Origin of the sequence: Caulobacter sp. ErkDOM-C, from assembly GCF_048541825.1 — a bacterium.
In the GTDB taxonomy this organism is placed as follows: domain Bacteria; phylum Pseudomonadota; class Alphaproteobacteria; order Caulobacterales; family Caulobacteraceae; genus Caulobacter.
Map to the genome: position 1 here is coordinate 3,003,658 of NZ_CP183332.1, position 20,596 is coordinate 3,024,253.

The following is a 20,596-nucleotide window of genomic DNA, read 5'->3' on the forward strand; positions in this document are numbered from 1 at the left end:
TAACGTCGTAAATCTGCTGGCGAAACGGGCGGCGTCAAAGGCTGCAGCGAACAGTTCGGGAACGTAAACTGTAAACCTCCCTCTAAACCGGCGCGAAATTCTCGTCTCCACCCGAAGGCAGATCCGAAAAGTCGCAACGATCTCAATGGGAAGAAATGGCGCGCCCGGAACGATTCGAACGTCCGACCCTCAGATTCGTAGACAGGCGCTCTGTGCGCCAGACCGCAGAGTGACTCTTGGCGGCATAAGGCAGCCCGTCGGTGTTCAGCGCGCTCAAGGCCATTCACTTAGAGCCAGGCTCTAGGATAGTGCACGTAGAGTTGGCCTCCGTGTTGGGCGCCGGGCAAATCAGAGGCCGAAGGGATAGGTATCGTCTTCGCCGGCGCGAACCTCCGTCGCCAACGGTGTGACGGCCCGCGTCTGGTCGAACCAGACGAAAGCGTCGTACTGTGGGGACAAGCTGGCGTGGGCGTAGTGGCTCATGCGCTCGCTGTCGGGGCGATAGACAACGCCGATATAGCGCTCAAGCCGCGGTTCGCGCAGATCGGTCCGCAAGGCCTCATTTTGACCCGGCCGCAGATCGATGAGGAACCGTTCGACGCCCACCGCGTGGCACAACGCCTCATAGCTGTCAGGGCGCGAGGGCTTGACCGTCTTGACCTCCGCCGGCGCGTCCCAGTCGGAAGCCGCCATCACCGTGCCGCTGTGGGTGCCCAAGCCAATGAGCGCGGCGTCCCCTCCGAAGCGTTCACGGCAGAGTTGGCCGATGTTCAGTTCGCCCCGCGCGGCGCCCATTTCGGTATAGCGGGCGTCGCCGATATGGGAATTGTGGGCCCAAACCACCGCCTTGGCCTGCGGGCCGCGCATCTTCAGGACACGATCGAGCGTCTCGAACATATGCCGATCACGCAGGTTCCAGGACTCGTGAGCGCCGTAATACATGGCCCGATAGTAGCGTTCGGCGTCGACGACCAGTCGAGCGTTCTGGGTGGCGTCGAACAGGGCCTCACCGTCCTGGGCGGCGTAGTCGGCGGCCTTGCGCAGCAGATCGACCAGGATGCTCACCACCTGGCGCTCGCAGATCGCATAGCCTTGGTTGATCGCAGCTCGACCGTAGGTCGCCGGCGCGACGTTCCAGGGCGCCATGCAGGCGTAGCGATCGCGCGCTTCGGCGGCGGCGGCCGGATCGACCTCGTCGAGATAGGCCAGCACCGCCGCCATCGACGCGCGCATGTTATAGAGGTCAAGGCCATAGAAGCCGACGCGGTGAGCGACTGGCTTTGCGGCGTTGTGATCGCGCAGCCAGCGGGTGAAGGCCTCGACGTCGGTGTTGCGCCACATCCAGGTGGGAAAGCGGGTAAATGGCGACGGCGTCATCTCCCTGTGCGGCTTCCATCGCACGTGTCGATCTATGGCGGCGGCGTCGGGCCAGTCAGCCTCGACCGCGACGACCTCGAAGCCATGCTGTTCAATGAGCCGGCGGGTAATCGCCGCCCGGGCGCGATAGAAATCGCTCGTCCCATGGCTGGCCTCGCCGATCAGCACGACCCGGGCCTCGGCGTAGCGGTCGAAGGCGGCGGCGAAGGCGGGATCGTCGATGTCCGGCAGCGGTTCGGCTGCGGCGGCGAGGCGGGCCTGAGGCGTGACAGTCAGAGCCCGTGAATCGGCGGTCGCGACCGGGCCGCAAAGCTTGGCGCCAAACCAGTCCCCGGCCAGATGCATCACATGTTCGAGCGCGCCGGCTTCCTCGAACAAGTGTCCCGCGTCGGGTACGATGCGCAGGGCCTTGTCACATCGCAGCACGGCCAAAGCCTGCCGGTTGAGCTCGATGACCTGATGGTCCGCACCGCCGACGATAAGCAAGGTTGGCGCTGAAACCCGCGCTAGCGCGGCGTCCGCCAGGTCCGGCCGTCCGCCGCGAGAGACGACGGCGCCCACCCCCTCGCCCAGCCTGGCGGCCGCTACCAGGGCGGCGCCCGCACCGGTGCTGGCGCCAAACAAACCCAGGGGCAGTTGGGCCAGATCCGGCTGACCCGAGATCCAGTTTATGGCCTGGACCAGTCGCTCGGCCAGGAAGTCGATGTCGAACACCTTGCGGCGATCGGCAGCCTCGGTGTCGTCCAGCAGGTCGAACAGCAGCGTCGCCAAGCCGCGCGTGTTGAGGGACTCGGCCACGGCGCGATTGCGCGGGCTAAGCCGGCTTGAACCGCTGCCGTGAGCGAACACCACGATGCCCCGCGCCACCTCCGGGACCTGAAGGTCGCCCGTCAAGCCGATCGGCGGCAGCCGCACCTCACGCCGTTCGACGGTCCCGCCAGAGGCGGCGGCGTCCCAGACCTGATGCAACAGCGAGATGGTTTCATCGTCGGTCAGTTGATGGAAGTCGCCATAGAATCTGCCAACGCCCAGAAACGGCGATGGCGATGCCAGACAGATCACCGTGTCGGCCTCGGCGCGCATGGCGTCCAGAGTCTCGACTGGCGCGAGCGGGATGGCCAGCACGATACGGGCGGCGCCCTGACGGCGGAGCGCCCGCAAGGCGGCCTTGGCCGTCGCGCCGGTCGCCAGGCCGTCATCGACCACAATCGCCGTGCGCCCGACAGGGCTGATCCGGGAACGGTCGCCGAGATAGAATGTCCTTCGCCGTTCGATCTCGCCAAGTTCGCGTCGCTGGGCGTCCTGCAGAAAGGCGGCGTCGGCGCCGGTCGCCGCGGCCAGATCCTCGTTAATGACGACCTGCGCCTCTTGTCCGTCCACCACAGCGCCAACGGCGAGTTCAGATTGCCCCGGCGCGCCAAGCTTGCGCACGAGGATCAGGTCGATCGGCGCGGCGAGGGTCTTGGCGATTTCCACCGCGACCGGAACCCCGCCGCGCGGCAGGGCGTAGACCACGGGACGTGAGAGACCCAGCCGCGCCAGCCGCGCCGCCAATTGCCGGCCGGCGTCGGCGCGGTCCGCGAAGATCGCGGCGCTGTCGGGCGCGCTCATGACCGCACCGCCTTGCCGACACGACGGATATCGGCGGCGCGCCGGCTCGGAAGCGGCGATGACCCTTTGGCATGGCCGACGATGATCGGCGCCACGGGCTTGAAGCCGGCCGGAATTCCCAGGTCGGCCTTGGCCTGATCCGTATTCAACCAGGTTTCAGACAGGCCGATCCAGCAGGTGCCAAGACCTTCGGCGGTCGCTGCCAGCATCAGGTTCTGTGCGGCCAGGCAACAATCCTTGAGGGCCATCTCGTCGCCGGTTGTCGCGCAGACGATGATCAGGACAGGGGCATTATAGAAGACGTTGAACGTCGGCGAGGCGAGCATTGACTGCAGGCCCGTCAGTTCGGGATGTTCCATCGCTGCCCCCTGAAGGGCCGCCTTGGCCTTGGTTGAACACGCCGCCAACCTCGCCGCACCCTCAATGATGAAAAAGCACCAGGGCTGCAGATTGATCCCGCTTGGAGCCCAGATAGCCGCGTCGATCAGCGTGGCGATCGCCGTGTCGGCCACCGGCTCGTCGCTATAGTCGCGGACAGCGCGGCGCTCGTGAATGGCTGTAAATACGTCCATGTCGCTCTTGGCTCCTGTGGAGGTCTCGCCGCAACCGCCGCGAGACGAGATTGGACGACGCCGCGACAAGGTAGTGGGGCGATAATCGCGGCGACGGCCCTGGGCGCGACGCCTCAGGGCGGTTGTGGCGAGGCCCCTGCGCAGCGACGTGGAGCCGCCTCGAAAAGGCGATCGATTTCACGTCGCGGCGATCCAGGCAGACTCGCAATGGCGCGATGCTGGCCGCATGCGGGCGTGACCCAGAGCTGAGCGGCAGCCGTCATCTTGGCCTCCTTCGAAGGCGCGACAAGGGAACGTCCGAGTGAAGAGCGGCAGATCGAGGCGCGCGTTGACGCAGGTCAATGCCGCCCTTGCCATAGCCGTCCCCGCACGAAATTTGCGCAATCATGGCAACGGATTGGCGAACGATATCTCGCGTCATATCGGACGTCGTCCGGGAGGCCGCATCGCCGACCATCAAGCGACGAGGCCTGGCGGGCGAGACAATGATCGCAGCCAGCATCCGGGATCGACGCCGCCCTTGATCTGCCGGTGCGGTGATTGCGTTGGGTCAATGCGACAGACACACGGCTAACCATCGTACCGGGACATCGGTCATTCACAGACACGGCATGTCGATGGCGCCTGGATATTTGACCTGGCGACATCGCCCACCAGGAGGCGAGACAATGGGTCGACTGACGAACAAGGTTGCGATCATTACAGGCGGAGCCCTGGGGCTTGGCCGGGCGACGGCGCTGCGGATGTCCGAAGAAGGCGCGGCTGTCGCCATCTTTGACATTCTCGACGACCAGGCCGCCGCGCTCGTCGACGAAATCACGGCCCAGGGACGCAAGGCGCGCTACTGGCGATGCGACGTCAGCAACGAGGCCCAGGTGGCGCGTGCGATCCACGAAGCGGCCGAACACTTCGGTCGCATCGATATTCTGGTCAACAACGCCGGCGTGGCGGGAACCAACAAGCCGACCCACGAAACGACCGAGGCCGAATGGGATTGGGTCCAGGCCATCAACGTCAAGGGCGTATTTTTTTGCACCAAGCATGCGATTGCGCATTTGCGACATGCTGGCGGTGGCAGCATCGTCAACCTATCGTCCATCTATGGACTGGTGGGAGGACCTGACGTTCCCGCCTACCACGCGTCCAAAGGCGCCGTCCGATTGATGAGCAAGACCGACGCGCTCACCTATGCGAGCGATCGTATTCGCGTGAACTCCATTCACCCGGGTTTCATCTGGACGCCGATGGTTGAACAGCACCTCAGCGCCCAGGGTGATCTTGAGGCCAACCGCAAGGCCACTGATGCTCTCCATCCGCTCGGCCATATCGGCGAGGCTGACGATGTCGCCTGGGGCGCGGTCTATTTGGCTTCGGACGAAGCGAAGTTCGTAACCGGCTCGGAGTTGGTCATTGATGGCGGCTACACGGCCCGCTAGGGCGGACGCCGTCGTTGCCGACCGGCGCAAGCCTTGTGCCGGCGCGGGAACCCGATAGCCGCCCGCTACGGACCTTGGCGTCGGCCAGAAATATAGGCGATAGCAGCGGCGATGGTCGTCAGCTGTCCGGCCTCGGACTCGGGAATGTCGATCCCGAGGCGCTGGTGCACCGCCGTCAGCAGGTTGAGAAAGTCCATGGAATCGAGGTCGGCCTGTTCGCGCAGATCCGCAGACGGATCGAGCCCGTCGAAATCGATCTCCGGCGCGATCCGGCCCAGTTCATCGCGCAGCACGGCGCGGATTTGATCGTCGGTCACAAAGCCTCCGGGGTCTGCAGAAGCCGCCCGATTTCGGCGAGGAAGAGGCCGCCCCGGCGCCCGTCGCTGACCCGGTGATCTGCGGCCAGGGTGACGGTCGCGACCGGCCGCACGGTGACTGATCCGTCAACGATCCAGGGACGCTGAACCACCTTTCCGAAACCCACGAGGGCCACCTGCGGCGGATAGATGACGCCAAACAAAGCCTCGACGCCCCGATCCCCCATGCTCGAAACGGTGATGGTGGGGTCGGCGATCTCGGAACTGCGGAACCGCCCCTGGCGAATGCGGGCGACCAGATCGCGCGTCCGCACCATCAGCGTGTCGAGGTCGAGGTCGGCCGCATCGTGGATCGCTGGCGCCGCCAGGCCGCCGCCGCGCAGGGCGATGGCCAATCCCAGGTGAACAGCGGCAGCCGGTTGGAAGACGCCATCGACAAACAGACCATTGAACTCTGGAAAAGCCCGGGCCGCCCGGGCCACGGCCTTGACGAAGAGCACTCCCGTCAGCAGCCGGCGCTCGGGCGGCCGCTCCGCATTGACGCCCGCGACCCATCCTTCCGCTGCGGCCATGTCGATGGTGTCGGACAAATAATAGTGCGGGATCTCCCGCTTGGACCGCGACATGGCCGCGGCGATCGCCGCGCGCATCTCGGCGACATCGAAGCGCGCCTTTCCCGCCTGCAATGGCGGTTGCGGCAGGGTGGCCTCGACATCGGCGACCTGGATGATCCCGTCCGGTCCGGCCGCCACGACCGCGAGGTCAATGCTCAACTCCCCTGCACGGCGGCGCGCCGCAGGCGACGCCTTGAAGCGCTCTCCGGCCCGACCGACGGGCGGCGGAAGCAGTATCGGCGCTGGCGTCATCGTGGGCTCGGCGCCGGATGCCGGCTTAGAGGCAGGCGGCGGGACGGGCGCGGCCTCCCCCTCCCCCCGCAGCAGGGCGAGAGGCGTCCCGACCGGTACTGTGGCGTTGGGCGTGACCAACAGTTGCTCGACCACTCCGGGGTCGAAGATCTCGATCTCGATCGCCCCCTTCTGGGTCTCGACCACGGCGACGATATCCCCGCGCCTGACCACGTCGCCAGGCTTGACCAGCCACTCGACAAGCGTGCCGGCTTCCATGTCGGCGCCCAGCGAGGGCATGAGGAACGCGGTCATGCTCAGCCTCGTCCCAGCACGGTCCGGGCGGCGGCGATGATCTTGTCCGTTTGCGGCAGAGCGGCCAGCTCCAGATGGCGCGGATACGGTATCGGAACCTCCTCGCCGCAGACCCGAACCGGCGGCGCGTCGAGGTCAAAGAAGGCTTTTTCAGCGATGCGCATGCCGATCTCGGCGGCCAGTGAACCGCTGCGCCAGCCCTCGTCGATCACCACCACCCGGCGTGTGCGCGCGACCGAGCTCAGGATCGTCTTCTCGTCCAGCGGGCGCAAAACGCGCAGATCGATCACTTCGGCTTCGATCCCCTCCCTGGCCAGCCCATCAGCCGCGTCGAGGGTCTTGGCCAGAGACCCGCCATAGGTGACCAGGGTTAGGTCCCTGCCGGCGCGCCGGACGGCCGCCCGATCGATATCGACCGGGCCAGCGTCCGGGGCCAGGGGCGCCACGGCATTGTAGAGCATGACGTGCTCGAAGATCAGGACCGGATCGGGTTCCTGCAGGGCGGTCCACAGCATGCCACGGGCATCCTCGACCGTGGCGGGCGCCAGGATGCGCAGACCCGGAATATGAGCGTACCAGCCCTCAAGGCTGTGGGAGTGCTGCGCCGCGAGCTGACGACCGGCGCCGGTGGCCAGGCGGATGACCAGCGGGCATCCGAACTGCCCACCCGACATATGACGGATCGTGGCCGCACTATTGAGGATCTGGTCCAGAGCCAGCAGACTGAAATTGACGGTCATCAGTTCGACAATCGGACGCATGCCGGCCATGGCCGCGCCCAGACCTGCGCCGGTGAAGCCCGCCTCGGACAGGGGCGTATCGCGAATTCGAGCGGGACCGAATTCCTCCATCAGCCCCTTGGACACTGCGTAACAGCCCCCGTAGGCGCCGACGTCCTCGCCCATGAGGAAAACCCGGTCATCCTGGCTCATCGCCTCGCGGATCGCCTGCCGCACCGCCTCGCGATAGGTTGTGTCGACAGGGAGCCCCCGCAAAGATCCTGGTTCCGGGGCCCGAGGCCGCTCGGCGGCGGTCACATGGCGGGCCAGGTCGGCGACAGGTTCGAGGGGCGAAGCTTCGGCGAAAGCGACCGCCGCCTGAACCTCTGCGGCGGCGGCGGCCTCAAGCCGCGTGACATCCTCGGGATGGGCCAGGCCGGCCGTCAGGGCCCAGGCCTGGAGGCGCTGGATCGGATCCTTCGCCTTCCAGCCCTCCACCTCGGCCTTGTCGCGATAGAGCTGGGCGTCGAACATCGAATGGGCGCGAAAACGGTAGGTCCGGCACTCCAGAAAGAAGGGCTTGCCCGTTTGACGGATCGCGGCGACGGCCCGCCGGGCGGCGACCTCGACCGCCACCACGTCCATGCCGTCGACCGCCTCGGAGGCGATGCGGTAGCTTTCGGCCTTGCGATGGATGTCCGTCTCGGATTCTGACCGTCCGAGCGCTGTACCCATGGCGTAGAGATTGTTTTCGCAGACGAACAGCACCGGCAATCCCCACAACGCCGCCAGATTCAGGCTCTCGTGGAACTCGCCTTCCGCCGCCGCACCCTCGCCGAAGAAGCAGACGGTGACCCGGTCATCGCCGCGCATATGGTCCGCCAGCGCCAAGCCCACCGCGAGCGGCAGGCCGCCGCCGACAATGGCGTTGCCGCCATAGAAGTTGGCCGCCCTGTCGAACAGGTGCATCGATCCGCCGCGCCCGCCGCTGCAGCCGTCGCGCCGCCCGAACATCTCGGCCATGACGGCGGGCATCGAAACTCCGCGCACCAAGGCGTGACCATGTTCGCGATAGGTGGCGACAATGCGGTCGCGCGGCTCCAGGACGGGTATGATGCCGACGGCGACTGCCTCCTGGCCGTCATAGAGGTGCAGAAACCCTCGAATCTTCTCCTGCGCATAAGCCTCGGCGCAGGCCTGTTCGAACGCCCGAACGCGGATCATTTGACCCAGCAGGTCCAGCACATGGGCCCGGGACAGCCGGGGCTTGATGACGGCGCCGGTCATTGCTCCTCGCTCTCCAGGGTCGACAGGTCCCCCTCGGGCAGCCCCAGTTCGCGGGCCTTCAGCAAGCGCCGCATCAGCTTGCCGCTGCGGGTCTTCGGCAGGTTTTGGCGAAAGGCGATGTCCTTGGGCGCCACCGCCGGCCCCAACCGCTTGCGCGCATGGCCCAGGATGTCACGCCGCAAAGGCTCCCCGGCCTCGAAGCCGCTGCGCAGGGCGACATAGGCCTTGACCGCCTCGCCCGAGATCGGGTCTGGCAAGCCGATCACCGCCGCCTCCGCCACCGCGGGATGGTCCATCAGAACGCTCTCCACCTCGAACGGACCGATCAGATGGCCGGCGCTCTTGATGACGTCGTCGGCGCGACCGACGAACCAGTAGTAGCCATCGCGATCCCGCATCGCCAGGTCGCCGGTCAGGTACCAGCCGCCGGCGAAACATTTTCGGAAGCGTTCCTCCTCGTGCAGATAGCCGCGCATGATGGACGGCCAGCCGGGCCGCAGGGCCAGTTCGCCAAGCGCCATGGGCTCCGGCGCCTCGTTGACGGACCCATCGGCTGACCGCTCCACGATACCCGCCGTCACGCCCGGAAGCGGCCGGCCCATCGATCCGGGCTTGATATCCATGGCGGCGAAGTTGGCGATCATGATCCCGCCGGTCTCGGTTTGCCACCAGTTGTCGTGGAAAGGCCGGCCGAAGGCTTTGACACTCCAGAGCACCGCCTCGGGATTCAGCGGCTCGCCGACGCTGGCCATGAAACGCAGCGAGGGCAAATCATAGGGGGACGGGTCAGCGTCCCAGGCCTTCATCAGCATCCGCACCGCCGTCGGCGCGGTGTACCAGACGGTCACCTTCTGCTCGCGCAGGATGCGCCGCCACCGCTGCGCATCGAACTCGGCCTCATCGACCACCAAGGTCACGCCGTTGGTGAGCGGTGAGATGATCCCGTAGGATGTGCCGGTCACCCAACCTGGATCGGCCGTGCACCAGTAGATGTCGCCTGGCCTCAGATCCAGCGCCGTGCGGCCGGTGACATGGTGGGCCACAACCGCCTCATGGACATGCACGGCCCCCTTGGGCCGTCCCGTCGTGCCGCTGGTGAAATGCAGTAGCGCCATGTCCTCGGGGCGGCTCGCCACGGTCTTGAACATCGGATCGGCCGCCGCAAGCGCGGCCGCCAAATCGATGCAGCGGGCCGGCGCCGGGCCGAGGCATCCAGTCAGAAGCACGTGGCGCAGACTGGGGATGGCTTCCCGCCAGGCTTCGATCTTGCGATGGTACAGAGCCTCGGTGGTCACTAGGACATTGACTTCGCCAATCTCCATCCGCGCCTGCAGCGGCTCTGGTCCGAAGGCCGAGAACAGTGGCGTGAACACCGCGCCAGCCTTCAGAGTCCCCAGAGCGGCGATGTAGAGCTCCGGAATTCGGCCGATCACGGCATACACCCGATCGCCTGGCTTCACCTTCAGCGACCCGAGCAGGCTGGCGAAGCGATTGGCCTGTTGCGTCAGCTCGGCGTAGCTGAATTCGCGCACCGTATCGTCCCGACCGATCCAGCGCAGCGCCGGCCAAGCGCCCCGCCCCGCCCTGACATGCCGGTCAAGGGCCTCATGGGCGATGTTCAGGCCGCCCCCTGGCAGCCCGGCCAACTCGGCCCGCGCCGCCTCCCAAGTAAAGGCGGCCGTCTCCGCATCATAATCCTTGAGATTGGCTCCAGCGCGGTCCAACGCCGACTTCCGGATGACGGGCCAACTCACCCGAGTCTCCCCAACCGAACGCGGAATGCTCATGAGGGGGCTCCATCATCATCGATATGGTGCGCCTGCCGAAAGCAACTCGCCGGAAGGCGCGGTGCTCCCGGCAAGATCGACTATTTAACCGCCTTAACCTCGATTTTCTTGGGTTCCGGCCTGGCCGGCGTGGGAATAACCACCTTCAGGACGCCATGGCTCATCGTGGCCTTGATCTGATCGGTGGTGACGCCCGGGGGCAGTTGGATCGAGCGTGAGAAGGCGCCGTAGCTGCGTTCGACGAAGTGGTAGTTTTTATTCTGCTTCTCGGACTCGAACTTCTTCTCGCCGCTGACGGTAAGCAAACCATCGCTGACCGCGACTTCGACATCCTTTTCCTCAAGGCCGGGCAATTCGACGGTCAGTTCGAGGCCGTCCTTGGTGTCTGCCAGATCCATTCGGGCCTCGACGTCGACCAGGCTACCACCGGCCGTAAGGGGCGGCGCGAAATCCTCGATTAGGCGATCGATCTCCCTCTGCAGAGATCCGAAAATATTGAACATTGGCCGAGAATTGACTGACCCCTCACGCCGAACGGGAACTTGCACGGATCTATCCATAACTATACCTCCAACTCGGATTTTGAAAGACAATGCTTTTTTTTGAATTTGCGATCGAATGTGAGCGCCTATATTGATTCATCGCAAATAGTATTGGTCAGAAGCGGCAGCCTGAGCCGAAACATCAATCCAGACTCAGAGGAATCGAAATCCAAGGCGGCTCCGATCTGCTTGCCGAGTTCGCGGATGAGCCGGAAGCCAAGCCCGCCGTCGGTGGCGGCGTTGAAGGTATCCGGAAGGCCCGGCCCGTCGTCCGCGACCTCAATCACGATGGCCTCCGGGGGGTCCTTGCGACTTCGGATCAGAATCCTGCCGGTCTCGCCCGACGGATACGCGTGTTTGATGGCGTTGGTGATGACTTCGGCGATGATCTGGGCGAGCGGTAGAGCCTGCTCCGGCATGATCCTGCACTCAGCCGCCAGATCTTCAACCATCTCGATCCTGTCGGAAAAGATGGATCCGAGAGCCCCGCAGATCTCGTGCAGGTGCTCACTCAGATCGGCGGAAGCGCCCGATCCGCGCAGGGCGAACGAGCGGTGCAGACGGGCGACCGCCTCGATCTGGGCGCGGATACTCTCGAGAAGCATCTGAGCCGCTTCGCTCGCCGGATCAGCGAACTCCAGGGGCCGCCGCGCCAGATCCAGAGCCTTCAGGCGCACAAACCCGGCCAGAAGTGACAACTGGTTTGCGATACGATGATCAGCCTCGGCAACAAGATTGCATTGGTCACAGAACCCCGTGGTTCTGAGGGACGGATTCACACGCTGATCGGCCTGTCCCGCTCCCGCAAAGGCGTCATCGTGCAAATGCAGTCCTCCATCCATCATGAGCGACAAGCCAGACCCACCAGAACCCGCTCCAAGCTATCTCGGCGAGACCCGGGTATCCCTGGTGGCTCGCGCTCAGAGACCTGTGACACCTCTTCGGGATTGGTCACCGCCGACCAGTGCGTCGGACAAATTCGGAATATCTGGCGACGTCCTGAGTAAACGGGCGGGCGCTCCAAATAACTGGAGCGCCCAAACAGCGCGGCTTTCAGGGGAAAGGGCCGCGCTGAAACCGGGTCAGCCGATCGCGAGATGATCCACGACCGAATGAACTCCGGGGGCCGCCCACACTGCACGTTCGACCGCCTCGCGCTCATGCAAGCTGTGGACCTTGCCCTCGAGCGTCACCTTTCCATCGGAGGCCGAGACGCGAATGCGCGCTGCCTCGACCGAAGCGTCGCGCTTGAGCGCGTCCTCGATACGGTGCGAGACGTCGGCGGGCGATACGTGGCGCTTGAGGGCAATCTGGTTGCTGACGCCGATGACGCCCCGCAGGTTGCGCACGGCGGCCTCGGCGGCGTGGCGCTGATAGTCCCAGTCCAACTCGCCGGACAAGGTGATCCAACCTTTGCTCACCTTCACCTGCACAGCATTGTCCGGAAGAAAGACGTCCCAATTCAGCGCTTGCACGGCGCGGGCGGCGATATCCTCGTCCCTATGGGTCGAGGACCCAGGATAGCGCACTGTGATCTCATCAACGATGGCGGCCACGCCCTTGACGCGCTTGGCGATCCGCTCGGCCGCCGCCTTCTGGGCGTAGTTGGGAACGTGGCCGCTGAGAATGGCGACACCCCGGTCGACAGCCACGCCGATGTGGGCGGAATCGATGCTGGGGTCCCAATCGAGAGCGTCGATGACGTTCTGGCGAACACTCTTGTCGTTCATGTCAAATCTCCGTTCCTAGAGGTTTGGTTCGATCCGCCGATGACCCCGCGGATCAATCAGACGAGAGCCTTCATGTGTTGCTAATTCCAGCGGCCGGGATCCGAGCCGCAAAGCGCCGTGGCGACGAATGGCGTCGGCTAATAGATTCGCTTCGTGGATCGCCACCTCGCTGGACCAAGATGGCGCCGTCATGTTGTCGCCAGCGGGAAAGTGGGCGTCCACGACGGACAGAGCGCCAGCCTCGCTCCGGAGCAAATGAAGCGCCCCGCCAGATCCCCGCCGCGGAGAAAGATCCTGATTTCGGTCGGATAGCCGGCCTGGGCGAGCTTCTGGCCCAGGGACTTGGCCGCGTCTTCCGCGCTGGAGCCGCTCTGAAACAAGATGGGATCGCGGCACTGATCCAGACGAACCGCCCACCCCTCGCCCAGAGGCTCCACCGAGATCAGCCGCACCGGCTCATTGTCCCGCTCGCCGGCGGCGGGGCCATCCCGGATGTCCTGAGCCCGGGCAGTGTCCGAGGCACGGACGCGAGCCTGATTGAAGTCCAGCCTCACCGATTCGCCCCCGCGCTATTCTCGGGCGGGGCCAGCCGATCAAGCTTTTCCTTCTCGCTCGCCAACAACCGCATCAGCATATCGCGGTCGCAGCCTCCGCCATCCTCCTGCGAAAGTCGGCTGTGGAACCGCTCGATGTTCATCTGGCAAAGCCACGCACTATCGACGTCCATGAACCGGTCTCCCAACATCCAAGGTTGTCGCTATCCAAATCCAAGGGATGCAACTTCGAATAGACTCGGATCGTCCCTAGGTACTTTTGCCCAGAAGCGGTTACGCCGGGTCGCGAGTTCCCGCCGCGTGGCTCACTCAAGCCCTGGTCCAGAATCTGGTCTTGCCCAGGTTCGCGGCAAGCCCGACGATGTTCCAAAGAGGCGGCGCACGATGATCCTCCGGCGCAGCCGGCGGTTCGCAACAGGAAGAAACGAGAAGCGATGGCCAGACCAGCGCAGACCGGCCAGCAAGGCGGCAATCTGGGCGACAAGCGCAGGGCGTCCAGCGCCGACGGCCGAAAGGCCGCTGTCGCGACCGGAATTCCTGTTGTCGCGGTCGGCGCCTCGGCCGGAGGTCTGGAACCGATCACCCGCCTGCTGGCCGCGATGCCGGCAAAGAGCGGTCTGGCCTTCGTCGTCATCCAGCATCTGGATCCCACGAGCAAGAGTCTGCTGCCCGAGCTGCTAGGCCGCCAGACCGCCATGAGGGTGCAATCCGCCACGGACGGGGTCCAGGTGATGCCCAACCAGGTCTATGTCATCCCCCCGGGCGCCCACCTCACGATCGAGTCTGGCAGGCTGCACCTGTCGGCGAGACCGACAGCCGCCGGGGCTGGCATGCCCATCAACGTGTTCCTGCAGTCACTCGCGACCCAGTGCGGCGAGCGCGGCATCGGTGTCATCTTGTCGGGAAGCGGGTCCGACGGCGCGGAGGGTCTTAAGGCTTTGAAGCAAGCCGGGGGTCTGGCCCTGGTTCAGGCCCCAGAGGAAGCCCAACAGGACAGCATGCCACGCCAGGCAATGATGATCGCCAACCCTGACCATGTCCTGAGCGTGGAGGACATGCCCGAGATCCTGGCCCGTTATGTCGCCCACAACTATGTCCGGGCGCGCCCGTCAGCCTCAAGGGAAGAGCCGCAGGAAATTGCTGACCCGTCGGCGCTGGCGGCAATCATTGAACGACTCAGGTCCGCGACGGGGCAGGATTTCTCGCGCTACAAGTCCGGCACGCTGCAGCGTCGTGTCGAACGACGCATGGCGCTGCATGGCGTTCATGCATGGGCCGACTATCTCGCATTGCTCCGCACCAGCCCGGTCGAGGCCAGCGCCCTGGCCAAGGATCTGCTGATCAACGTCACCCGGTTTTTCCGTGACGCCGACGCCTTCAGCGCCATGGCCGAACGTATTGCGGACCTCCTGCAGGGGCATACGTCCGACCAGCCCGCGCGAATCTGGGTCGCCGGCTGCAGCACTGGCGAAGAGGCCTATTCGCTGGGAATCCTGTTCCGCGAGCAGATCGACGCGGCGCGAAAGGGCCTGGGTCTGCAGATCTTCGCGACGGACATCGACGAGGACGCCCTGCAGACCGGGCGTGCGGGGCTGTATCCGGGCAGCATCGCCTCCGACGTTTCGCCCAAACGGCTAAAGCAGTTTTTTGTCCAGGAGGATGGACACTTCAAGGTCGCCAAGGAACTGCGCGAGGCGGTCATCTTCAGCCGACACGATGTGCTGAGCGATTCTCCCTTCTCACGGCTGGATCTGGTCTCCTGCCGCAACCTTCTGATCTATCTGACGCCGGAAGCGCAGGCTCACGTGTTGGCGTTGGCCCATTTTGCGCTGCGGGAGGGAGGTCTGCTGCTGCTCGGCTCGGCGGAATCGGTGGCCGCGGCCCCGGGCCTGTTCGAGCCGGTGGACGAAAAGCTGCGGATCTACCGGCGTAGCGGCCGCGGGCGGCCGGCGCGGGCGCGTTTCTCGATACTGGAGTCAGGACAGGCATCGGGAGCCTGGAATCGCGCGCTCCGTCAGTCGATCCAACGATCGCCGTCTCTGCCGGATCTGGTCCAGCGCACGATGCTTGAGACTTACGCTCCGGCCGCCGTGGTGACCAATCGCCAGCTCGTCCCGCTGTATTTTTTTGGCGGAGCCGACCGGTATCTGAAAATTGTCTCCGGCGAACCTGGCCAGGACCTGCTGACGATCGCCCGGGAGGGGCTGCGTCCAAAACTTCGCGATGCGATCGCTCGCGCCTTCCGCGCCAAGCGTCGCGTCTCGGAACATGGCGTCAGCTTCGAGCGGGAGGGCAAAACCGTCACGGTGACGATCGAGGCGCAGCGGATCGCCGATGAGCAAGAACCGCTCGTTCTGGTGAGCTTCATCGACGAACTGCGCAGCCCAGAGGCCGCACGGGCGCCCGTCAGCAAAGCCGGCGATCGCTCAGAGTTGGTCCTGCTGCGTCAACAGCTGGCCGAAACGCGCAAGGAACTCAATCGGACCATCCATGAACTTCGGGAAACGAACGAAGAGCTCAAGGCGAAAAACGAAGAAGCAATGTCGCTGAACGAGGAGTTCCTCTCCACCAACGAGGAGCTGGAATCCTCGAAGGAGGAGCTGCAGTCGCTGAATGAGGAACTGACCACCGTCAACAACCAACTGCGTCAGACGTTGCAGCAACAGGAGCAGACGTCCACGGATCTCGCCAATCTGCTGGACAGCTCAGCCGTGGCCACGATCATGCTGGACGCTCAGCTCCGCATCAAGGTCTTCAATCCGCGCATGAAGGCGCTGTTTTCTCTGATCGACGCCGATATTGGTCGGCCGCTCGCTGATCTGGTTCCAAAATTCGCCGACCCGCAACTGCCCGCCGACGCCCTTGCGGCGCGTTCGACCGGAACGCCGAGTGATCGTGAAATCCGCGCGGAATCCGGCGCTTGGTACGTCCGTTCGGTTTTGCCTTATCGGACAGAGGCCGGCGCCGTCGAGGGGGCCGTGGTCACCTTCGCCGATGTCTCGCGGTTGAAGCAGGCGGAACTCGAGTCCGCCGCCGCGCGCCGATATGCCGAAACCGTCATCAACGCCGTGCATGAGCCGCTGGTGGTGCTCAATCCAAACGCCACGATCGTATCGGCCAATGCGGCGTTCTGCGCTGCGTTTGAACTGACGCCAGACCGCATCGCCGGACGGGCCCTGCGCGACCTTGAGCGCCCGTTCTTGGGCGATGACCGGTTGATCGCACTGGTGACGGGGATCAAGGCGCAGGCGGCCGGGATCGACCCGGTGGATCTCGAAGCCGAGCTCCCCGGGGGCGGGCTCCGAATCTGGCGGGCCAGGGCGAGCGGCTTTCGGGCTCCGTCCACAGAGCATCCACTCGTGCTGCTAACGCTCAACGACGCCACCGATGAGCGCCACATCGTCCGGCAACAATTGCAGCTCATGATCGACGCCATGCCGGGGGCCTTCCTGGCGGTCGACAAAGAGAGCCTGATCCAGTTCGCCAGCGGCCAGGTCGAGCCCCTGTTCGGATACAGGACCGATGAACTGATTGGTCAGAGGATCGACGTTCTGGTGCCTGCCGACATGCAGGAAAGACATGCGGCGCTCCATGCCGGCTATTTCGAAAACCCTGCCCGCAGGCCGATGGGGGCGGGCCTCAAAATCAATGGGGTCACCAAGGATGGTCGCAAGATTCCGCTGGATATCGGCCTCAGCCCGATGGCCATCGCGGACGGCTTCCTCGTCATGGTCGCCGTCCACGATCTGCAAGCGGTCCGAGAGGGCGAGGCGCGACTGCGTGAAGCGCGGGAGTCAGCGGACCGGGCCAATCGAACGAAGACGCGTTTCCTGGCGGCCGCAAGCCACGATCTTCGACAACCGTTGCAGACCATCGGCTTTCTGATCGGCGTTCTGGAAAGGCGGGTGGTCGAACCGGAAACGCGCGGGACCCTGGCCAAGCTGGACGACGCCATCGTCCACATGGGTGAGCTGCTCGATAGCCTGCTCGACATCAACCAGATCGAAGGTGGCGCGATCCGACCGCAGATCGCCAAGATGGCGGTCGCTCCCCTGTTGGCGCGCGCCGTCGATGAATTCGCGCCGCTCGCGGCCGCGAAAGGCCTTGAGCTCCGCGCGGTCCCCTCGTCAGCGGTGATCCCGAGCGACCAGCGGCTGCTGGCGCGCATGGTCGGCAATCTGCTCTCCAACGCGATCAAATACACAGAACACGGCAAGATCCTGATCGGCTGCCGGCGACGGGGCGGCGCTCTGCGGATTGAGGTCTGGGACACCGGCATCGGCATTCCGCCGGAGAGCAGCGAAGCGATCTTCGAGGAATTCCATCGAGTCGAGCCGGCGGATTCCGGCAGATTTGGCATGGGGCTGGGGCTCTACATCGTGCAGCGCTTCGCGCAGCTGCTCGAGCATGGGGTCGAGGTGCACTCCATTCCCGGCAAGGGATCAGTGTTCGCTCTGGTCGTTCCCGGCGCCATGTTTGTCGCCCCCGCCCAAGGACGGATCAGCAAGCGCGACTCGCGCTCATCGCCGCCGGTTGTCCTTGTGATGGAAGACGACGCCACGCAGCGTGAAACCCTGCGCACGCTGTTGGAACTTGAAGGCTATCGCGTGATCGCGGCGCGCAGTGGCGCCGAGGCGCTGGCCCATTTCGATTCTCCCGCCGCCCTCCATCCAACCCTCATTGTCACCGACTACAACCTCCCGGGGACCATGAACGGGCTGGATGTCATCCAGCGAGCACGCGCCCAGACGAAAGCCACACTTCCCGCGCTGATCATCAGCGGCGACAAATTGGAGGCGAGCCGGGCGGCCGCCGAGGCGACGGTCGTAAAATTCATCGCCAAGCCCATGAGGGCCTCTGATTTGTTGGCGGCGCTGGGCCCACTTGCCGACATCGTGAGCCCAGGCTGGCGCTCGGGCCAGAAGCCGCCCCCCCGGGTGACAAAGCCATTTGCGTCCGCGCCCGACGCCAACATCGCCGTGATTGATGATGAGCCCAGCGTTCGGGACAGCATTCGCGAGATGCTTGAAGCCGAAGGCTACCGGGTTGCGGCCTATCCCTCGGGCCAGGCGTTCCTTTCAGATGCAGATCACCAGCGCTTCCGCTGCCTGATCGTCGACATGACCTTGCCCGGAATGGATGGTCTCGAATTGCAGAGCCGTCTAAAATCAGAAGACTCTGGCACGGCGATAGTTTTTGTCACCGGGAGCGCCAACTTGCCTCTGGCCGTAAAGGCGATCCGGGAGGGCGCAGTAGACTTCCTGCAGAAGCCGGTGAGCAACGCCGCGTTGCGAGACAGCGTCGCGCGCGTCCTTGCGGACGATCAGGAAAGCGCCGGCCGAGGCGTGGAGCGTGGCGAGATCGCCGCCCGCCTGGCCAACCTGACCCAGCGCGAGCGCCAGGTGATGGAGCGCATCGTCGAAGGCAAATTGAACAAGAATATCGCGATCGAACTGGGGATCAGCCAGCGGACAACGGAGCATCACCGTCAGAGCGTCATGCGAAAGATCGGCGCCAGTTCGTTGGCCATGCTGATAAGAATGGTGGGCCTTGTCCGTCAGTGATAGCGGCTTGCGCTCGGGGCGCACGACGGCTCGCCGCGCCAAACCAAACGGACGGAGACTCTGCGGTTGGCGTCCGCCTGAGGATGATCACGGGTGATCACCCGGGCGCGGTGGCCATAATCGTCTGTCAGATTGGTCCCCCGGCTTCGGATCGGGTGTTCCCCCACGCCGCGCGAGAAGATGGATGTCGCCGACCTGCGAGCGCCATGATCGACCCCCGGGTTTTCGCCAGAACAACCTTGGCGCACGCCGCCGCTGGCGACCGCCCTGGAGGCGCCCGAAGCTCTGGCCTGGTCGCGATCATCGCTCCAGAACATAGACGCCCGGGGCCGCGCCCAGAGGCTTGCGATCCACGCCAGAGCCGACGAGATCCGCCGCCGCCGCTGGGCTCGAATGCGACCTTAGCCAGTCGCCCCATACCGGCCACCAAGAGCCCCCGCTCACCGACCGCTCCGCCATCGGGTCCAGACGCGGACTGACCCTGGTCAGGCGTTGGGTTTCGGGAGACGAGGGCTTGTCGGGCGATCGCAAGGCCTACCGTCCGAGCACCAAAGGCAGCTCGGCGGCGTCGAGCATCCGGCGGGTGACGCCGCCAAACAACGACTCGGCCAGCTCACCGCGGCCAAAGGCGCCCATGACGCAGTAGCGCGCGCCGCGCGCCCGGCAGGCGGCCAGAATCCAGACATCGGGCTTTTGCCCCTCAGCAGCCACCCGCTCAATCTCGGCGTGAATGCCGTGACGGGACAGGTAGGCGGCGGCCGCCTCGGCCGGCGTGCCCTCGCCGTCCTCCGTCACGGAAAACAGACAGACCGACTGGGCCATCTTCAGCAGGGGGACGCTGGCGCGAAGTGTGGCCATGTTCACCGCCGAGCCGTCCCAGGCCACCAGGGCCGGGCCGGCGGCGTCAAAGCCACGTTTGTCGTCGGGAACAGCGACCACCGGGCAGCGCGCCTGGGCGAGGACCTGGGTCACGACGCCGCGCTGCTCAAGCGAGAACAGGGTCTCGCGCTTGCAGTTGACGACGATCAGATCCGCAAAGCCGGCCTCGTGCATCAGGCAGCGCGTGAAATCACCGGTCGTGTCGATCCAGTCCCAAGTCGTCCCCTCATGAAGCATCCGGGCTTCCAGGGCGGCCTTGTTGGCGGCCTCGACCTTGCGCTCTTCAGCCAGGACCATCGCCTGAACCGCGCCACTGAGATCGCCGACCAGCACCGGCATCGGCGTGACGTCGACACAGGTCAGGTGACCGTACAACGCCCGGGTCAGATCCAGGGCCGCCTGCAGTCTCGCTTCCTGGCCCGCATCGTCATGCACCAGCAACAGCACCGTTTTCATTGCCGCCTCCTTGGCTTGGAAAACCAAGGCTACGGATGGATCGGCCACGCGCCTATGCGGGATTATACGGATGAACTTGCCCTCTACTGCGGCAGCCGCATGTTCCCGTCCACGAAACCTGTAATCGGGACCACCCCTAAGTATTGTCCACAATGGCGGCGGCACCCAAACGCCCTATAGTTGCATTCACCGGTGCGAGGGAGCGCTAGTCATGTCGATGTCAGGATTTCCAGAGGCCATCGCCTGTCGCGACACTGCGCCGCCCCGCTTAGGGTCCGCGCCTGGTTCGAGCGCGACATCGCCGAACGCGCCGCCTGGGCGGCGCCCGGGGTCAGCGCCGTAGAAGACCGGGTGGCCATCGGCGCCTGAACGCCGAAACCACTGGTCGCGGCGCTCCACTCCCCCGTGTGCCGCGAGTCCGTGCGTCAACCCCGTCGCACGATCCTGCCGCCCTGCCGCCGCGCGCGACAGGGCGGCTTCTCTTTGTCGCGCCCGGTGAATCCTGACGCTGCGGCGGGCGAGCAGAACGGCGTTCATCCCGCAGCGGCGCCGAGGCGAGGGTCAGACCAAGGGCGCGCGGGCATTGCCTGTGGCCAACGGACTTG

Annotated in this window: 14 protein-coding genes; 2 read left to right on the top strand and 12 right to left on the bottom strand. The window is 65.1% G+C overall.

Features of this window, described 5'->3' with window-relative positions:
* Positions 1-348: 348 nt before the first annotated feature.
* Together ACN2C8_RS14535 and ACN2C8_RS14540 are read right to left on the bottom strand one after the other, a co-directional pair.
* On the bottom strand, positions 349-2,988 hold the full coding sequence (locus ACN2C8_RS14535; protein WP_419252648.1) for an erythromycin esterase family protein: 2,640 nt from the start codon (positions 2,986-2,988) through the stop codon (positions 349-351).
* Positions 2,985-3,500, bottom strand: a complete 516-nt coding sequence (locus tag ACN2C8_RS14540) for a nitroreductase family protein (RefSeq protein ID WP_419262194.1) — start codon at positions 3,498-3,500, stop codon at positions 2,985-2,987. The genes ACN2C8_RS14535 and ACN2C8_RS14540 overlap by 4 nt, the downstream gene beginning before the upstream one ends.
* A 728-nt stretch (positions 3,501-4,228) precedes the next feature.
* On the opposite strand from ACN2C8_RS14540, the gene ACN2C8_RS14545 reads away from it, so the two are divergent.
* Positions 4,229-4,996, top strand: a complete 768-nt coding sequence (locus ACN2C8_RS14545; protein ID WP_419252652.1) for an SDR family NAD(P)-dependent oxidoreductase — start codon at positions 4,229-4,231, stop codon at positions 4,994-4,996.
* 65 nt (positions 4,997-5,061) lie between these two features.
* On the opposite strand, the gene ACN2C8_RS14550 is transcribed toward ACN2C8_RS14545, so the two are convergent.
* The 9 genes from ACN2C8_RS14550 to ACN2C8_RS14590 form a co-directional block, all read right to left on the bottom strand.
* On the bottom strand, positions 5,062-5,313 hold the full coding sequence (locus ACN2C8_RS14550) for an acyl carrier protein (protein ID WP_419252654.1): 252 nt from the start codon (positions 5,311-5,313) through the stop codon (positions 5,062-5,064).
* Positions 5,310-6,473 (bottom strand): dihydrolipoamide acetyltransferase family protein, encoded by a 1,164-nt coding sequence (locus tag ACN2C8_RS14555; protein WP_419252656.1) that lies wholly within the window; start codon positions 6,471-6,473, stop codon positions 5,310-5,312. Before ACN2C8_RS14555 ends, ACN2C8_RS14550 begins: the two co-directional genes overlap by 4 nt.
* Positions 6,474-6,475: 2 nt before the next feature.
* Positions 6,476-8,479: a pyruvate dehydrogenase (acetyl-transferring) E1 component subunit alpha gene (pdhA, locus tag ACN2C8_RS14560; RefSeq protein WP_419252658.1), complete on the bottom strand. Its 2,004-nt coding sequence runs from the start codon at positions 8,477-8,479 to the stop codon at positions 6,476-6,478.
* Positions 8,476-10,233 carry an acetate--CoA ligase gene (gene acsA / locus ACN2C8_RS14565; protein WP_419252660.1) on the bottom strand — a complete coding sequence of 586 codons (1,758 nt, stop codon included), beginning with the start codon at positions 10,231-10,233 and terminating at the stop codon, positions 8,476-8,478. Before acsA ends, pdhA begins: the two co-directional genes overlap by 4 nt.
* Positions 10,234-10,346: 113 nt before the next feature.
* Complete coding sequence (locus tag ACN2C8_RS14570) at positions 10,347-10,814, bottom strand: Hsp20/alpha crystallin family protein (RefSeq protein ID WP_419252662.1); 468 nt, start codon at positions 10,812-10,814, stop codon at positions 10,347-10,349.
* A gap of 80 nt (positions 10,815-10,894) precedes the next feature.
* Positions 10,895-11,653: a sensor histidine kinase gene (locus ACN2C8_RS14575; RefSeq protein WP_419255890.1), complete on the bottom strand. Its 759-nt coding sequence runs from the start codon at positions 11,651-11,653 to the stop codon at positions 10,895-10,897.
* A gap of 237 nt (positions 11,654-11,890) precedes the next feature.
* Positions 11,891-12,538, bottom strand: coding sequence for a BON domain-containing protein (locus ACN2C8_RS14580; protein ID WP_419252663.1), 648 nt, complete (start codon positions 12,536-12,538; stop codon positions 11,891-11,893).
* Positions 12,539-12,726: 188 nt separating this feature from the next.
* On the bottom strand, positions 12,727-13,092 hold the full coding sequence (locus tag ACN2C8_RS14585; RefSeq protein ID WP_419252665.1) for a hypothetical protein: 366 nt from the start codon (positions 13,090-13,092) through the stop codon (positions 12,727-12,729).
* Positions 13,089-13,265 carry a hypothetical protein gene (locus ACN2C8_RS14590; RefSeq protein WP_419252667.1) on the bottom strand — a complete coding sequence of 59 codons (177 nt, stop codon included), beginning with the start codon at positions 13,263-13,265 and terminating at the stop codon, positions 13,089-13,091. The genes ACN2C8_RS14585 and ACN2C8_RS14590 overlap by 4 nt, the downstream gene beginning before the upstream one ends.
* A 261-nt stretch (positions 13,266-13,526) precedes the next feature.
* On the opposite strand from ACN2C8_RS14590, the gene ACN2C8_RS14595 reads away from it, so the two are divergent.
* Positions 13,527-18,656 carry a chemotaxis protein CheB gene (locus ACN2C8_RS14595; protein WP_419252668.1) on the top strand — a complete coding sequence of 1,710 codons (5,130 nt, stop codon included), beginning with the start codon at positions 13,527-13,529 and terminating at the stop codon, positions 18,654-18,656.
* 534 nt (positions 18,657-19,190) lie between these two features.
* Here ACN2C8_RS14595 and ACN2C8_RS14600 read toward each other — a convergent pair.
* Positions 19,191-19,991, bottom strand: a complete 801-nt coding sequence (locus tag ACN2C8_RS14600; protein ID WP_419252669.1) for a universal stress protein — start codon at positions 19,989-19,991, stop codon at positions 19,191-19,193.
* Between the last annotated feature and the right edge of the window lie 605 nt (positions 19,992-20,596).

Coding starts and splice junctions, on each gene's coding strand:
- ACN2C8_RS14595 (WP_419252668.1), top strand. CDS start 13,527: ATGGCCAGACCAGCGCAGACCGGCCAGCAAGGCGGCAATCTGGGCGAC.
- ACN2C8_RS14590 (WP_419252667.1), bottom strand. CDS start 13,265: ATGGACGTCGATAGTGCGTGGCTTTGCCAGATGAACATCGAGCGGTTC.
- ACN2C8_RS14580 (WP_419252663.1), bottom strand. CDS start 12,538: ATGAACGACAAGAGTGTTCGCCAGAACGTCATCGACGCTCTCGATTGG.
- ACN2C8_RS14555 (WP_419252656.1), bottom strand. CDS start 6,473: ATGACCGCGTTCCTCATGCCCTCGCTGGGCGCCGACATGGAAGCCGGC.
- ACN2C8_RS14600 (WP_419252669.1), bottom strand. CDS start 19,991: ATGAAAACGGTGCTGTTGCTGGTGCATGACGATGCGGGCCAGGAAGCG.
- ACN2C8_RS14545 (WP_419252652.1), top strand. CDS start 4,229: ATGGGTCGACTGACGAACAAGGTTGCGATCATTACAGGCGGAGCCCTG.
- ACN2C8_RS14535 (WP_419252648.1), bottom strand. CDS start 2,988: ATGAGCGCGCCCGACAGCGCCGCGATCTTCGCGGACCGCGCCGACGCC.
- pdhA (WP_419252658.1), bottom strand. CDS start 8,479: ATGACCGGCGCCGTCATCAAGCCCCGGCTGTCCCGGGCCCATGTGCTG.
- ACN2C8_RS14575 (WP_419255890.1), bottom strand. CDS start 11,653: ATGATGGATGGAGGACTGCATTTGCACGATGACGCCTTTGCGGGAGCG.